The following is a 15,059-nucleotide window of genomic DNA, read 5'->3' on the forward strand; positions in this document are numbered from 1 at the left end:
GGGCGTCCTCATCGCCGGCTATCTCGCCTCCGTCCTCCCGGTCCAGGCCGGGTTACGGACCCTCCCCGACCCCGAGAACGTACGGCGGGCCGTCCGGCTGAGCATCCTCGGCCTGATCCCGCTCCAGGCGGCGGCGGTCGCGGGCGGCGGCCGGTTCGGGACGGCGGGCGCGCTGCTGTGCTCGCTCCCCGCGGGCCGGTGGCTCTCATCCCGGCTGGCGACGTCGTGAAGTGGGCCTACTGCACCAACGGCTTCGCCGGTCACCGGCTCCCCGAGGCGCTCGCGGTCCTCGCCGACCTGGGATACACGGGGGTGGCCGTCACGCTCGACCACGGCCATCTCGACCCCTGCTCCCCCACCCTGGCCGGGGAGGTGTCCAGGATCGCCGGGCTGCTCGACCGGCTCGGCATGGACGTCGTGGTCGAGACGGGCGGGCGCTACACCCTCGATCCCCTGCGCAAGCACCATCCGACCCTCGTCAGCGAGGACGCCGGACCCCGGGTGGACTTCCTGACCACGGCGATGCGCGTCGCCGCGGACCTGGGCGCGCCCGTGGTGCACCTGTGGAGCGGCGCCCTGCCCGGCGGACTGCCGGAGGCTCAGGCGTACCCGCGGCTGGCCCGCCGGTGCGCCCGGCTGCTCGACGAGGCCGACCGGGTGGGCGTCACGCTGGGGTTCGAGCCGGAACCCGGGATGCTGGTCGCCGACCTGGACGGCTACGAGCGGCTGCGGGCGATGCTCGACGCCCATCCCCGCTTCGGTCTCACCCTCGACGTCGGGCACTGTCACTGCGTGGAGCGGGAGGACCTGGTCACCTGTCTGCGGCGGGCGCTGCCGTACACCGTGCACGTGCAGATCGAGGACATGCGCCGGGGAGTTCACGAGCACCTGGAGTTCGGCGAGGGTGAGATCGACTTCGTGCCGGTGCTCGCCGCTCTGCGCGGCTACACCGGTCTGGTGGCCGTGGAACTGGCCCGGCACAGCCACGCGGCCCCGCAGGTCGCCCACCGATCGATCGGGTTCTTGAGGAGGGCACATGAACGAGCCGGCGCGGGAGTGGCCGGCCTCGGCCGTCCGGCAGGTCGAGGCTGACCCGCACGCGATCCACCGCCTCTTCCCGCAGGCCGAACGGCGGGGCGGTCCTGGCACCCGGCGCGCGCTGCTCCGCGCGCTGCGCGGCGACCTCGCGGTGATCCGGAGCCTGTACGAGGCCGGCGACAGCGGTGAACGGCTGGCGATCCTGACCGCCCTGCACGAGCTCGACCTGGACGGCACGGCGGTCGCGCTGGTGGAGGACGCGCTGCGCACCAACGACGCGCGGCTGGTCGCCGCGGCCCTCGGCCCGTACGGCTCCGCGTGGCTGAGCGACCACGCGTACCGGCAGGGAGTGCTCAAGTGCGTCTTCATGTCGATCCCCCTGACGGCTGTGGCCGGGCTGGAGCGCCGCTTCGACGCCGAGCTGGCCCGGATGCTGGCGGACTACGCGGCCGAGCTGCGGGCGGCGGGCCGGCCCGTCCCGGCCGACGTCCTGGAGAGGATCTGAATGCGCATCTTCGACCCCCACGTCCACATGACCTCCCGGACCACCGACGACTACCGGCGCATGTACGACGCGGGGGTCCGGGCCGTCGTCGAGCCCGCCTTCTGGCTGGGGCAGCCCCGCACCAACGTCGGCAGCTTCCTCGACTACTTCGACGCACTGCTCGGCTGGGAGCCCTACCGCGCCGCGCAGCACGGCATCCGCCACCACTGCGCGCTCGCGCTCAACCCGAAGGAGGCCAACGATCCGCGATGCGCCCCGGTGCTGGCCGAGTTGCCGCGATACCTGCTGAAGGACTCCGTGGTCGCGGTCGGCGAGGTCGGCTACGACTCGATGACGCCTGAGGAGGAACGGGCGTTCGAGGCCCAGCTGGCCCTGGCCCAGGACAACGATCTTCCGGTGCTGGTGCACACTCCGCATCGGGACAAGGCCGAGGGCACCCGCCGGACGCTCGAGGTGGTGCGGGCCGCCGGGCTGCCCGCCGGGCGGGTGCTGGTCGACCACCTCAACGAGCTGACCGTCGGCATGGTCGCGGACTCGGGCTGCTGGATGGGGTTCTCGATCTACCCGGACACCAAGATGGACCCGGGCCGGATGGTGACCCTGCTCAAGGAGTACGGCACGGACAGGATGCTGGTGAACTCGGCCGCCGACTGGGGGCGGAGCGATCCGCTCAAGACGCGGGAGGTGGCTGACGCCATGCTCGCGGCCGGTTTCGGCGAGGACGACGTCGACCAGGTCCTGTGGCGCAACCCGGCCGCCTTCTACGGGCAGAGCGGCCGGCTCCACCTCGATCCCGGCCTCGGTTCCGGCTCGGAAGCCGGCTCGGAAGCCGGCTCGGAAGCCGGCTCGGAAGCCGGCTCGGAAGCCGTCCAGGACTACGCCGGCAACACGATCAGGCGGGGCTGAGCATGCGGCTGCGCCATCCGGACGGCTCGACGGTGCACCTGTCCTACTGCACCAACGTGCACGCCGCCGAGGATCTCCCCGGCATCCACGGCCAGCTGTCCGGCGTCGCGGCGCGGGTCAGGCGCCTGCTCGGCGTGGAACGGCTCGGGCTGGGGCTGTGGCTGTCCCGGCACGCCGCCGCCGCCCTCACCGCCCGGCCGGAGGAGCTCGCGGCGCTGCGCGAGCGGCTGGACGCGCTCGGGCTGGAGGTCGTGACCCTCAACGGCTTCCCCTACCGCGGCTTCCAGGACGAGGTCGTCAAGCACCGGGTCTACACCCCTGACTGGGCCGACGCGGAGCGGCTGCGCCACACGCTCGGGCTCGCCGGCATCCTCGCCTCGCTGCTGCCTGACGACGTCGCCGAAGGCACGATCTCGACGCTTCCCCTGGCCTGGCGGACCGGGTGGACCAGGGAAAAAGCGGCGGCGGTGACGGCCCATCTCGACGCGGCAGCCGAAGGGCTGCGCGCGCTGGCCGCCCGTACCGGCAAGGTGATCCGGCTGGGCCTCGAGCCGGAGCCCGGCTGCGTCGTGGAGACCACGTCGCAGGCGCGCGCCCTGCTGGGCGACGTGGACCACGACCACCTCGGCCTGTGCCTGGACGCCTGCCACATGGCCGTCGGGTTCGAGGAGCCCGGCGCGGCCGCCGCCACCGGGTTGCCGATCGTGAAGCTCCAGGCGTCGTGCGCCCTGGTGGCGCCGCCCGGGGCGCAGCGGGCGCTGGCGGCCTTCGACGAGCCGCGTTTCCTCCACCAGACGCGCTCCGCCACCGGCTACGCCGACGACCTGGGCGAGGCCCTGGCCGGTGGCCTGCCCTCGGACGAGAGCTGGCGCGTGCACTTCCACGTCCCGCTGCACGACACGCCGCCCCCTCCGCTCACCACCAGCGCCCCCTTCCTGCGGGACCTGCTGGGGGCGCTTCTCGGCAGGGAGCGTCCGCTGACCAGGCACGTCGAGGTGGAGACCTACACGTGGAACGTGCTTCCCGGCGCGCCTTCCGACATCGCGCACGGCATCGCCGCCGAGCTCCACTGGATGCGGGCGCAACTGGCCGCCCTCGGGCTGAAGGAGACCTGATGGCACCGCTGATCGTGATCAATGTCGTCGGGCTCACCCCGCGCCTGCTCGCGCACATGCCGAACGTGGCAAGCCTGACGAAAGCCGGCTCGGCGGCCACGCTGCGGCCCGTGCTGCCCGCCGTCACCTGCTCGATGCAGGCCACCCTGCTGACCGGCGCACTGCCCCGCGACCACGGCATCGTGGGAAACGGGTGGTACTTCCGGGATCTCGGCGAGGTGCTGCTGTGGCGGCAGCACAACGCGCTCATCCAGGGCGACCAGCTGTGGACCGCCGAGCCCGGCCTGCGCACCGCCAACGTCTGCTGGTGGTACGCGATGGGCGCGCCGGCCGACCTGCTCGTCACCCCGCGTCCCGTCTACCACGCCGACGGCCGCAAGTCGCCCGACTGCTACACCCGCCCGCCCTCGCTCCACGACGACCTCGAGGCCGCGCTCGGCCCGTTCCCCCTGTTCACCTACTGGGGACCCAACGCTGGCATCTCCTCCTCGCAGTGGATCATCGCCGCCGCCCGCCGCATCCTGGCCCGCGAACAGCCGGATCTGCTGCTGGTCTACGTGCCCCACCTCGACTACGACCTCCAGCGGTACGGCCCCGCCGGCCCCGAGGCGGTCGCGGCCGCCCGCGCCGTCGACGCCGCGCTCGCCCCGCTCCTGGCCGAGGACGGCCAGGTGGTCGTGCTCTCCGAGTACGGGATCACCCCGGCGTCCCGCCCGGTGGACGTCAACCGGGCGCTGCGCGCCGCGGGGCTCCTGGAGGTGTACGTCCAGGCCGGGATGGAGTATCTCGACCCGTGGGCGTCCCGGGCCTTCGCCGTGGCCGACCACCAGGTGGCCCACGTGTACGTGCGCGACCCCGCCGACCTCGGCCGCGCCCGCGCCGTCGTCGCCGACCTGCCCGGCGTGGACGAGGTGCTCGACCAGGCGGGGAAGGCGAAGTACGGGCTCGACCACGAACGCGCGGGCGAGCTCGTCGCGGTGGCGGAGCCGGACGCCTGGTTCACCTATTACTACTGGCTCTCCGACGACCGCGCCCCGGATTTCGCCAGGCTCGTCGACATCCACCGCAAACCCGGCTACGACCCGGCCGAGCTGTTCATGGACCCGGGTGATCCGTTCGTCAAGCTGCGCGCGGCGGCGGCGCTCGCCAGGAAGAAACTGGGCTTCCGGTACACGATGCGGGTGGTGCCGCTCGACCCGTCGCCGGTGCGGGGCAGTCACGGCCGGCTGCCCGACGCGCCCGACGACGGGCCGCTGATCATCGGCCCCTTCGACCGTGACTCCTACGAGGCGACCGAGGTGAAGGGGCTGCTGACCGCGCTGGCCCGGACCGGCCGCTGACCGCGTCCGGGCGGCGGAGGTGACCGGCGCGGCGGCCTGGATCGCCGCGCCGGAGTGTGACCGGTCTAGCCGCGGGTCCAGCGCTGGTTGGCTCCTCCGGTGCAGGTCCAGATGCGCGCCCTGGCGCCGTTGGCGGTGCCGTTGACGTCCAGGCACTTGTTGGCGCCCACGGCCGTGATCGTGCCGTCGGCGTTGTGCCGCCACTTCTGGTTGTTCTGGCCGTTGCAGCTCCAGATGATCACCGTGCTGCCGTCGGCGGTGCCGCCCCCGTTCACGTCCAGGCACTTGTTGCCGTACACCCGCAGCTCACCGGCGCTGGTCGCGGTCCACTGCTGGTTGGCCTGCCCGTGGCAGTCCCAGAGCTGCACCTGCGCGCCGTTGGCCTGGGAGGCTCCGCTGACGTCCAGGCACCGGTTCGACCCGGCCCCCCTGAGCGCGCCGGTGCCGCCCGGCGTGCCGGTCAGCTCCTTGACGCGGATGTTGCGGAAGGACACCACGTCGCCGGACCCGTGGTTCTGGATGCCGATGTATCCCTGCTGCAGGGAACGGGCCGGATCCGCGTTGGTGAAGTCGTTGATCCTGCTGCCGTTCAGGAACACCTGCAGCCGCTCGCCCTCCACCAGCAGCTCATAGGTGTTCCACTGCCCCGGCGGGTTCAGCGCCGCGTCGCGGGCGGCGAGGTCGGCGGACTTGACCCCGTAGATGGCTCCGGTCGTCCGGTCCGGGGAGTCGGTCGCGTCTATCTGCACCTCGTACCCGGTGGCGAGCGCCGTGGCGGGGTCGCCGGTGGCCGGGAACCCGACGATCACGCCGGAGTTGGAGTCGCCGGTCAGCCTCCAGTCGAGCTTGAGTGAGTACGAGCCGAACTCCTTGGCGCTGTACCACAGCATCCCCATGCCGCCCTGGGAGGTCAGCGTGGCGTCGCTGTTGGCGAACGACCCCGGCCCCGCCTGCGACCAGCCCGTGGTCGAGCCGTTGTACAGCGTCGTGTACCCGGTCTCCGGGCGGCAGTCGGCGTTGGTGGCCTTGGCCGCGTACCGGATGCCGCCGAGCAGCAGCGTGCGGAAGTTCGGGTCGGCGTACGACTCGCGGGTGTGCCCCAGGCCGGTGTAGAAGGCGCGGCCGGCGGCCTGCGGGCGGCACCAGGTGATCGGGTGGTCGCCCATGCTGCCGCCGCTGTAGCTGGCCTCGTCCAGGCTCTGCAGCACCCGGACGTTGGGGCGGGGGTTGGCGCGGAAGTTGTACCACTCGTCGGTGCGTGACCAGGTCGGCCCGAGGTGGGCGGTCGCGGCGTGCGCCCGGTCCTCGTTCCGTACGGTGGCCTGCTGGATCGCCGGGTGGCTGGCGAACCAGGCGCCCATCAGCTGCCCGTAGTACGGCCAGTTGTACTCGGTGTCCGCGGCCGAGTGCACCCCTACGGCGCCGCCCCCGCCGTCCACGTACGCCTGGAAGGCCGCCTGCTGGCTGTCGTCGAGCACGTCGCCGGTGGTGTTGAGGAACACCACCGCCCCGTACTGCGCCAGGTTGGCCGTGGTGAAGGCGCTGGAGTCCTCCGTGGCGTCGACGGTGAAGTCGTTGGCCGCCCCCAGGTCGCGGATCGCCTGGATGCCGGTGGGGATCGAGTCGTGCCGGAACCCGGCCGTCTCGGAGAACACCAGCACCTTGGACGCTGCCTGGGTGGTGGCGGCCTGGGCGGGGAGCGCGGGGATCATCGTCGTGGCCGCGGTGATCGCCGCCACCGCCACCGCCGGCAGGCGCCGCGCAGAGGTCTTCCGGCCGTTCCCCGCGGTGCGCCCGAGGGCGGCGGGGATCAGATGTCGCAACATGGATGTCCCTTTCAGACGCGGGTCCAGCGCTGGTTGGTTCCTCCGGTGCAGGTCCAGATGCGTGCCCTGGTGCCGTTGGCGGTGCCGTTGACCTCCAGGCACTTGTTCGCGCCGACGGCGGTGATGCTGCCGTCGGCGTTGAGCCGCCACTTCTGGTTGTTCTGGCCGTTGCAGTCCCAGATGATCACGGCGGTGCCGTCGGCGGTCCCGGCCCCGTTCACGTCCAGGCACTTGGTGCCGTACACCCGCAGCTCGTTGGCGCTGGTCGCGGTCCACTGCTGGTTGGGCTGGCCGTTGCAGTCCCAGATGAGCACCTGCGCGCCGTTGGCCTGGGACGCGCCGTTGACGTCCAGGCACCGGTTCGACGCGACTCCGCGCAGCGGGCTCGTGCCGCCCGGGGACGGGGTGCCGGTGTCGAGGGTGAAGGCGTCCACGTCGAACAGGTGGCCCTGCCCGGTCGGGCCGCGGAAGACCAGGTACAGCGTCGTCGTGCCGGCCGGCGCGCCGCCCAGGCTCGCCGAGACGTCGGTGAAGGTGTCCCAGCCGCCGGTGCTCGCCACGTTCACCGTCCCCAGCAGCGTGCCCGTCGCCGATCCCGCCCGCACTTCGATCCTGCCGCCCGCGCCGGCCGAGGACACCCGGGCGGTGATCCTCGTCGCGGTGCCCAGATGGTACGGCTGGAAGGAGATCCAGTCGCCGTCATCGGTGAAGCCGACCGTCCTGCCGCCCTCCGCGGTGGCGTGGTCGGCCGTCTGGACGCCCTGCTGGGCGCCGAAGTGCTCCGCCTGCCGGTGGCGCGGCTGGAGCGTGCGGGTGCTGGTGGAGGTCAGACCGCCCCCGTCGGTGTAGGAGGCCTCGAAGACGCCGTAGATGTTGGCCGCGGCGTCGTGCTCGCCGTCGACCGGCACCGTGAGGGAGCCCGAGCAGCCGGTCGCGGAGGTGATCTGGTGGCGGTGGCTGTCGTGGCCGAGGAAGTACGCGACGGTGACCCGGCCGCAGTCGATCGTGCCGTCCTCCGGGTCGCTGACGGCGACCTGGAAGGGCACGGTGTCCCCGAAGGAGAACGGCTGCCCGTGGACGGGGGTGGTCAGGGTGACCGCCGGCGCGGTGTTGCCGACGGTCACGAGCACGCTCGCCGTGCCGGTGAGCCCCTCGGGGTCCCTCACCGTGAGCGTCACCTGGTAGGAGCCGTTCGCGCTGTAGGTCTTGGCCGGGTTCGCCGCCGTGGAGGTGGTGCCGTCGCCGAAGTCCCAGGCGTAGGTCAGGGCGCGGCCCTCCGGGTCCGAGCTGCCCGCCGAGGAGAAGGTCACGGCCAGCGGAGCCGGTCCGGACGTCCGGTCGGCGGACGCCCTGGCGATCGGGTTGCGGTTGGCGCCGCCGATGTACTCGATGCGGTACAGCGCCTGGTTGTTGCTCCCGGTGCCGTAGTCGAGGACGTACAGGGCTCCGTCAGGGCCGAAGGCCATGTCCATCACCTGCGTCCCCGTCCACGGGAACGCCGCGATCTCGCCGTAGGAGCCGTCCTGCTCCACCTCGATCGCCTTGATCCAGCGCCGGCCGTACTCACCCGCGAAGTAGCGCCCGTCGAGCGCCTGGGGGAACTTGATCGCCGAGCTCAGGGCGGGGTCGTACCGGTAGACCGGGCCGCCCATCGGCGACTCCGACCCGGAGCCGAACTCCGGCGGGCCTCCCGCGTCCCCCGCGTACCGGATCCACGCCGGCTTGGCCGCGGGCAGGGTGGTCAGGCCGGTGTTGCGGAAGGAGTTGTTGGCGGGGCCGCCCGCGCAGTCGTACTTCGGGCCGGTGCTGTTGGTGGCGAAGTTCCATTCGTTGTAGGTCTCGGTGGTGGTGTTGTTGCCCGTGCAGTACGGCCAGCCGTAGTTGCCAGGACCGGTGATGCGGTTGAACTCCACCTGCCCGCTCGGGCCGCGGGCGGAGGTGGTCACCCCGGCGTCGGGCCCGTAGTCGCCGAGGTAGACGATGCCGGTCGCCTTGTCCACGCTCATCCGGAACGGGTTGCGGAAGCCCATCGCGTAGATCTCCGGCCGGGTCCGCGCCGTCCCCGGCGGGAACAGGTTGCCGGGCGGGATCGTGTACGTGCCGTCGGGCTGCGGTTTGACGCGCAGGACCTTCCCGCGCAGGTCGTTGGTGTTGGCGGAGGAGCGCTGGGCGTCGAACTGCGGGTTGCGGTTGGTCCGCTCGTCCAGCGGGGAGTAGCCGCTCGACTCGAACGGGTTGGTGTCGTCGCCGGTGGTCAGGTACAGGTTGCCGGCGGCGTCGAAGTCGATGTCCCCGCCCACGTGACAGCACTGGCCGCGGTCGTTCTGGACCCGGAGGACCACCTTCTCGCTGGCCAGGTCGAGGGTGTCGTCCGTCTTGAGGGTGAACCGGGACAGGTACAGCTCGCCCTTCCACTGGTCGAACTGGCTCTGCGTGCCGGTGCCCGGCGCGTCCCCGGTCGGGGTGCTCAGCCGCGGGGAGTAGTACAGCCACAGGTGCCGGTTCGAGGAGAAGCCGGGGTCGACCGCCACTCCCTGCAGCCCTTCCTCGTCGTGGGTGTAGACGTTGAGCCGGCCGGCCACCTTGGTCGCGCCTGCCGCGTCGGTGACGCGCACCGTGCCGTCGCGCGCCGTGTGCACCACCGACCGGTTCGGCAGCACGGCCAGCGACATCGCCTCGCCCAGCTCGCCGCCGCCTGACGCGAGCGACACCTGCTGGTAGTCGGACGGCGGGATGTCGAGAGCGTCCGCCGGGGAGGCGTCGAGCGCCAGTACCCCGGAGGTGACGAGTGCCATCGTGGTCAGCAAGGTGAGCCACGGACGTCGGGACATGGGTGTTCCCTCCTGTGACAGGAAGACCGGTCGGGGCGGGGCGGCGCCCCGCGGCTGTCGGGCCGCGGGCGAGCCGGCCCCCGTCAGGTGCGGGTCCACTTCTGGTTGGCGCCGCCGTGGCAGGTCCAGATCTGTGCCCTGGTGCCGTTGGCGGTGCCGGCGCCGCTGACGTCCAGGCACTTGTTCGCGCCCACGGCGGTGATGCTGCCGTCGGCGTTGAGCCGCCACTTCTGGTTGTTCTGGCCGTTGCAGTCCCAGATGATCACCGCGCTGCCGTCGGCGGTGCCGCCCCCGTTCACGTCCAGGCACTTGGTGCCGTACACCCGCAGCTCACCGGCGCTGGTGACGGTCCACTGCTGGTTGGCCTGGCCGTTGCAGTCCCAGATGAGCACCTGCGCGCCGTTCGCCTGGGACGCGCCGTTGACGTCCAGGCACCGGTTCGACGCCACGCCGCGCAACGCGCCCGTGTCCCCCGAGGGCTGCCCGCCGGGCCCGGCGGAGGCGATCACGGCCTGGGCCCCGGCCGGCCAGGCGCCGTTGGCGACGGTGACGTTGTTGTTCACCACGTTGCCGCGGTCGCCGTTGGTGACGTTGGTGCTTCCGTTGGTCGACCAGTTGCCGGTGACGGTGAAGTCGCCCATGTTCTCGCCGTACCAGTAGTTGGCCGTGGCCCAGGTGCCGGTGTTGGCCAGCACGTTGTTCCTGACGGTGTAGTACCGCGAGCCCTCGTCGAAGTAGATGCCGAACCAGCCGTTGGTGCGCAGGCAGTGGTTGTCGCTGATCACCGCGCCCGGGTTCCACGACAGCGTGTAGACGCAGCCGCCGTCGGTCATCTGCTGCATGACGTCGTGCACGTAGTTGCCGACGAGCCGGTTGCCGGAGGCGGTGGTGGGCGTGGTGTAGCGCGGCTGGAAGTCGTACAGGCCGCGGTTGGCGTAGTGGGTGCTGCCGCCGGGCTCGTTGGCGCCCCAGCCGTACCCGATCGACAGGCCGGTGTACGGCATGTTGTACACCTCGTTGCGGGACACGTCGGTGCCGGTGACGTAGGTGGACAGGACCGCGACGACTCCCCGGTAGTCGAGGCCGAGGTCGTGGATCCGGTTGTGGCTGACGGTGATGTTCCGGTTGACCATCCGCTGGTCGCTCGGGTGGTGGGCGTCCGCGCGCACGCCGCCGATCACGATGCCGCCGGCCGAGCTGCGGGCGATCTCCGACCGGGTGACGGTGATGCCGGCGGCGCCCAGGCCGACGCCGCCGGCGTGCGCGTTGGCGTCGTTGCCGATGCCGATGGCCGTCTGCCCCAGGTTGAGGAAGCGCGAGTCGGTGAAGGTGACCGTGTTCGCCGCGGAGACCTGCACGGCGGCCGGCATCTGGTACCAGTTCGGCCGGGTGGCCTCGAACTGCCGGCAGCCCTGGTGGCAGGCGGTGAACGCGGGCCAGTTCCAGGTGCCCGCCATGTACGCGCCGGTCTGCTGGTCCACGTAGCCCTGGTCGCCGCTGGGGCCGAGCCAGCTCGTGCCGGTGAAGGTGATCCCGCTGAAGGTGAGGTGGTGCGCGGGCGCGTCGTACGTCCCGCCCACGTGCACGAGCGACTGGAGCACCGGCAGCTCCACGCTGACCTGGCTCATGTTCTGCCCGGCGAGCGGGATGTAGGACAGGGCGCCGGTCGCGGGGCTGAGGTGCCACTCCCCCGGCGAGTCGAGGAACTCGTAGGCGTTGACCAGGTGGAGCGGCCCCGCCCGGTGCGGGCTGGTGAAGGTGTCGTACCCGAAGTTGTTGTTGTTCCAGGCGGGCTGCCGCATCGTGATGAGGTTGCCGCTGATGCTCTGCACCGGCGCGTACCTGTCGGTGAAGGAGCCGACGCTCTCCATCTCCACCCGGCCCTCGTCGGCGAGGTCGTTGAGGTAGCTCAGCGCGCCGCTGGTGAACCGCAGCCCGGTGCTGCTCGCGGTGAAGTCGGATCGGTTGACGGCGGTGCGCGCCCTGGTGGCGAGCGCGCCGTCGACGTACAGCTGCCGGGTGTCGATCCCGGTCGCGACGGTGGCGCGCCAGATGTTGCGCCCCGGGTCGGCCAGGGTCCAGCCGGTGACGGCCCTGGCTCCGCTGATGACCGGGACGGCCCCCGCCGCGGCCTGCCACCTGACGGTGTAGCCGTTGTTGCCGGAGTCGGCGGCGGTCAGCCGGAGCGGCGCGGCCAGCCGGTACACGCCGCCGGCCAGCTCCACGACGAGGTCGCCGGACATCGCGGCGTTCAGCGTACGCACCGCCGCCTGCGCCGCGGTCAGCGAGCACGGCTGGGCGGAGGTGCAGGCGGTGCCGGTGCCGCCGGGTGAGACGTACAGGGTCGTGGTGGCCGCGCGGGCCGGGGTGACGGCGGCGAGGAGGACGCACGCCGCGGCCAGCGCGGTGGTGACGACGCCGGCCAGGACCGGTCTCAGCATCGTGACGAGTGGCGGTGAGGGCACAGTCGTTCCTTCGGGGGGTAGGCGTATGGCCAGGTCACGCCCAGGTCATCAGGCAGGTGACGCCATGGCGGGATGGAGCGGACGTGCGCCGCAGGCATCGCTCCCCATTACCTTCGGAGCGGGGAAAGCCGTCAACCCCTTAAGCCTTCTTATTTCACGATTCGGACACCAGGAGCACGGCTCCAATAGGCGATATTTCCGGCTTCACCAGCAGAGACACCCGTGCTCGCCGGTGTCCGCGCCGCCGGTCGCCGAATGAACCGTTCATATGTTTCGTACTCATCGGGCGGCAGTCGCAGGCGGTCAAGGGTCGGCTCTTCCGTCATACTTGCAGGGGAACGGCGAGGAGGATGCAGCGTGACTGAGGCCCCGCGTGAGAGCGGATACCGGCCGGGCTACGAGGTGGCCGCCGAGCAGGTCCTGGAGTTGATCGTCAGGCTGGGCCTGCGTCCGGGTGACCGCATGCCGACCGAGAACGAGCTCGCCCAGCAGCTGGGCACCAGCCGCACCGTGGTGCGCGAGGCGGTCAAGATCCTCTCCGCCCTCGGCCGCGTCCGCGCCCAGAAGGGCCGCGGCCTGTACGTGGCCGACGACGAGGGGATGTTCGGCACCGGCCGCTGGGGCGCCTTCTTCCTGCCGACCGACCTCGACCACGTCTACATGCTGTTCGAGTTCCGCCGGACACAGGAGATGGAGACCAGCCGGCTGGCCGCCGGGCGCGCCACCCCCGCCGAGCTGAGGGCCATCGAGGAAGCGGCCGACCTGTGCCGCCGCGGCTTCGAGACCGGGCGCGAGGACCTGTTCAACGAGGGCGACGACGCCTTCCACACCGCCGTCGCCACCGCCTCGCACAACATGTTCCTCCAGGTCGCCGTCCGGGAGGCCCGCAGGCTGCAGGGGCAGTCGAGCCTCATCGGCCTGCGCGGCGGGGTGGGCGGGCACGCCGCCAAGGCCGTGGAGGAGCACGAGGCGATCTACCAGGCCATCCGCGCGGGCGACCCCGAGGCGGCCGCCCAGTCCGCGGCCCTGCACATCGACAACACCCTCGACGACTACCGCAAGGAGATCCAGCAGCGTCTCTTCTCGTCGCCCTGACGGCTTCGGTTCATCCCGGAGACCGCGTCGCGGGTGAGCGGCCGTCGACCGCCAGCAGCCGCCGCCCGGCGTGCTCCGGCCGGACGTGGGGGCCCTCGGCCCTCCTGACGTCCGGGCCGCGGGCGGAGGCGTTGATCGCCCGCTCGTCGACCGTGATGCCGAGCCCCGGCGAGTCACCGAGGACGAACCCGCCGTCCTCGACCCGCAGGTCGAGCGACAGCCCGAGCGGCGGGCGCAGGTCCTGCAGCTCGCTCGCCAGGTGGTTCGGCACCGACGTCGCGGCGTGCAGCAGCGCGACGGGCGTGGCGCCGATCGGGCTGACCGGCAGGTCGTGGGCGTGCGCCAGCGCCGACACCCGCAGGAAGTGCGACACCCCCCAGACGACGGCCGTCTGGACGATGTCCACGGCCCCCGCGGCCAGCAGCGGGCGGAACTGTTCGAGCCCGGTGAGGTTCTCCCCCGTGGCGACGGAGGCGCGGACCCCGCGGCCCACCACGGCCAGGCCGTCGGCGTCCCACCGCCGCACCGGCTCCTCGATCCAGGTGAGGTCCAGCGTGCGTTCGAGCTCGCACACGTGCCGGACCGCCTGCTTGCGGTTCCAGGCCTCGTTCACGTCGAGCATCAGCCCCGGCCGCGCACCGTGCCCCGCCTCGGTCAGGACGTCCCGTACCAGGGTGAGGCGGTGCCGGTCGCGTTCGATGTCGAGGCCGCCCTTGAGCTTGGCCGCGCGCAGGCCGTGCCCGGCGTAGGTCTGGTAGACGGAGACGAGTTCGTCGTCGGACAGGCCGATGTCCAGGCCGGAGGCGTACGCGGGCACTCTCCGGTCGCGCCCGCCGAGCAGCCGCCAGAGCGGCTCACCGGCCGCCCGCGCCTTGATGTCCCACAGGGCGGTGTCGAGCGCGCCGATCGTGCCGAACACCGCGCCGGCGTGACCCGCCTTGAAGGTACGCCGCAGCATGCGGTCGTAGAGCGCCGTCACGCCGCGCGGGTCCTCTCCCTCGATCGCGGCGAAGACCGTCTCGATCTCCACGTGGGGCCCGAGGCCGACGCCGGTGATCCCCTCGTCGGTGTCCACCAGGACGAGCGGCACGGGGACGACTCCGTCGGCGAAGACCCCGTTGACGTCACCGACGGGCCGGCCCCACTCCTGGACCGTCGTCAGGGTGCGATAACCAGTGATCCGCATGTCAGCCTTTCGTGGAGCCGGCGGTGATCCCGTCGGTGATCTGGCGCTGGAGGAAGAGGTAGATCATCAGCACGGGCACCGCGGCGATCAGGACACCCGAGGCGAAGACGGGGATGTCGCCGGAGTACTGCCCGCGCGGGGCGTTGACCCCGATCATGAGGGTGCGGTTCTCCGGCGACGGCATCATGAGCAGGGCGATGAGCACGTCGTTCCAGCAGAACAGGGTGTCCAGGATGCCGACCGACAGCAGCGCCGGGGCGCCCAGCGGGAGCATGATCCGCCAGTACACGCCGTACGCCGTGCTGCCGTCGATCCTGGCCGCGTCGACGATCTCCGCCGGGATGGTCCGGTAGTGGCTCGTCATCAGGAAGACCGTGAACGGGAGGAACTGGGCGACGTAGGCCAGGATCAGTCCCGGGTAGGTGTCGAGGAGGCCGCTGTCGGCCATGACCCGGGTGAGCGGGACCATGATCACCTGGAACGGGATGAACAGTCCCGCGAGGCACCCCAGGAAGATCACCGAGGAGCCGCGGAACCGCAGCCGGGCCAGCGCGAAGCCCGCCATCGACCCCAACAGCAGCAGCAGGGCCACGGCGCACGCCACGACGACGAAGGAGTTGACGAAGTAGCCCGCCATGCCGGCGCCGGACCACGCCTCGGCGAGGTTGTCCCACCGCGGGGAGGCCGCCGGGGAGAACCGGTCGAGGGTGTAGTCCCGGCGGGTCTTCATCGCGACGTTGGCGGTGAACACG

12 protein-coding genes are annotated in these 15,059 nt (G+C 71.9%); 7 read left to right on the top strand and 5 right to left on the bottom strand.

All coding sequences use genetic code 11. The annotated features are described in order from the left end of the window. The 6 genes from OUY22_RS30550 to OUY22_RS30575 form a co-directional block, all read left to right on the top strand. The coding region (locus OUY22_RS30550) for a UbiA prenyltransferase family protein (RefSeq protein ID WP_270158681.1) at positions 1-229 on the top strand (229 nt) is incomplete at its 5' end. After that, positions 226-1,092, top strand: a complete 867-nt coding sequence (locus OUY22_RS30555) for a sugar phosphate isomerase/epimerase family protein (RefSeq protein ID WP_270158682.1) — start codon at positions 226-228, stop codon at positions 1,090-1,092. The genes OUY22_RS30550 and OUY22_RS30555, both read left to right, overlap by 4 nt. Further along, on the top strand, positions 1,037-1,543 hold the full coding sequence (locus OUY22_RS30560) for an EboA domain-containing protein (protein ID WP_270158683.1): 507 nt from the start codon (positions 1,037-1,039) through the stop codon (positions 1,541-1,543). Before OUY22_RS30555 ends, OUY22_RS30560 begins: the two co-directional genes overlap by 56 nt. After that, positions 1,544-2,449 carry a TatD family hydrolase gene (locus OUY22_RS30565; protein ID WP_270158684.1) on the top strand — a complete coding sequence of 302 codons (906 nt, stop codon included), beginning with the start codon at positions 1,544-1,546 and terminating at the stop codon, positions 2,447-2,449. It abuts the gene before it with no gap. 2 nt (positions 2,450-2,451) lie between these two features. Next, positions 2,452-3,564 (top strand): metabolite traffic protein EboE, encoded by a 1,113-nt coding sequence (gene eboE, locus OUY22_RS30570; RefSeq protein ID WP_270158685.1) that lies wholly within the window; start codon positions 2,452-2,454, stop codon positions 3,562-3,564. Beyond that, positions 3,564-4,904 (top strand): alkaline phosphatase family protein, encoded by a 1,341-nt coding sequence (locus tag OUY22_RS30575; protein WP_270158686.1) that lies wholly within the window; start codon positions 3,564-3,566, stop codon positions 4,902-4,904. The genes eboE and OUY22_RS30575 overlap by 1 nt, the downstream gene beginning before the upstream one ends. A 65-nt stretch (positions 4,905-4,969) precedes the next feature. Here the strand turns inward: OUY22_RS30575 and OUY22_RS30580 are convergent, their stop codons facing one another. From OUY22_RS30580 to OUY22_RS30590, 3 genes are all read right to left on the bottom strand, one after another. Then, a complete protein-coding gene (locus OUY22_RS30580) occupies positions 4,970-6,730 on the bottom strand; it encodes a ThuA domain-containing protein (RefSeq protein ID WP_270158687.1) in 1,761 nt (586 codons plus the stop codon). A gap of 11 nt (positions 6,731-6,741) precedes the next feature. Continuing rightward, positions 6,742-9,561, bottom strand: a complete 2,820-nt coding sequence (locus OUY22_RS30585; RefSeq protein ID WP_270158688.1) for a PQQ-dependent sugar dehydrogenase — start codon at positions 9,559-9,561, stop codon at positions 6,742-6,744. A gap of 83 nt (positions 9,562-9,644) precedes the next feature. Then, complete coding sequence (locus tag OUY22_RS30590; protein WP_270158689.1) at positions 9,645-12,002, bottom strand: ricin-type beta-trefoil lectin domain protein; 2,358 nt, start codon at positions 12,000-12,002, stop codon at positions 9,645-9,647. A 381-nt stretch (positions 12,003-12,383) separates the two neighbouring features. Here OUY22_RS30590 and OUY22_RS30595 point away from each other — a divergent pair, with 381 nt between their 5' ends. Continuing rightward, complete coding sequence (locus tag OUY22_RS30595; RefSeq protein ID WP_270158691.1) at positions 12,384-13,121, top strand: FadR/GntR family transcriptional regulator; 738 nt, start codon at positions 12,384-12,386, stop codon at positions 13,119-13,121. A 10-nt stretch (positions 13,122-13,131) separates the two neighbouring features. Here the strand turns inward: OUY22_RS30595 and OUY22_RS30600 are convergent, their stop codons facing one another. After that, positions 13,132-14,307: a mandelate racemase/muconate lactonizing enzyme family protein gene (locus tag OUY22_RS30600; RefSeq protein WP_270158692.1), complete on the bottom strand. Its 1,176-nt coding sequence runs from the start codon at positions 14,305-14,307 to the stop codon at positions 13,132-13,134. 1 nt (position 14,308) lies between these two features. Further along, positions 14,309-15,059 (bottom strand): carbohydrate ABC transporter permease (locus OUY22_RS30605; RefSeq protein ID WP_270158693.1); only part of this gene is annotated, 751 nt, incomplete at its 5' end.

Origin of the sequence: Nonomuraea corallina, from assembly GCF_027620315.1 — a bacterium.
GTDB lineage: Bacteria > Actinomycetota > Actinomycetes > Streptosporangiales > Streptosporangiaceae > Nonomuraea > Nonomuraea corallina.

What these genes read in the sequence shown, in the direction of transcription:
- OUY22_RS30560 (WP_270158683.1), top strand. Translation starts at nt 1,037, where the DNA reads ATGAACGAGCCGGCGCGGGAGTGGCCGGCCTCGGCCGTCCGGCAGGTC.
- OUY22_RS30565 (WP_270158684.1), top strand. Translation starts at nt 1,544, where the DNA reads ATGCGCATCTTCGACCCCCACGTCCACATGACCTCCCGGACCACCGAC.
- eboE (WP_270158685.1), top strand. Translation starts at nt 2,452, where the DNA reads ATGCGGCTGCGCCATCCGGACGGCTCGACGGTGCACCTGTCCTACTGC.
- OUY22_RS30575 (WP_270158686.1), top strand. Translation starts at nt 3,564, where the DNA reads ATGGCACCGCTGATCGTGATCAATGTCGTCGGGCTCACCCCGCGCCTG.
- OUY22_RS30580 (WP_270158687.1), bottom strand. Translation starts at nt 6,730, where the DNA reads ATGTTGCGACATCTGATCCCCGCCGCCCTCGGGCGCACCGCGGGGAAC.
- OUY22_RS30585 (WP_270158688.1), bottom strand. Translation starts at nt 9,561, where the DNA reads ATGTCCCGACGTCCGTGGCTCACCTTGCTGACCACGATGGCACTCGTC.
- OUY22_RS30590 (WP_270158689.1), bottom strand. Translation starts at nt 12,002, where the DNA reads ATGCTGAGACCGGTCCTGGCCGGCGTCGTCACCACCGCGCTGGCCGCG.
- OUY22_RS30600 (WP_270158692.1), bottom strand. Translation starts at nt 14,307, where the DNA reads ATGCGGATCACTGGTTATCGCACCCTGACGACGGTCCAGGAGTGGGGC.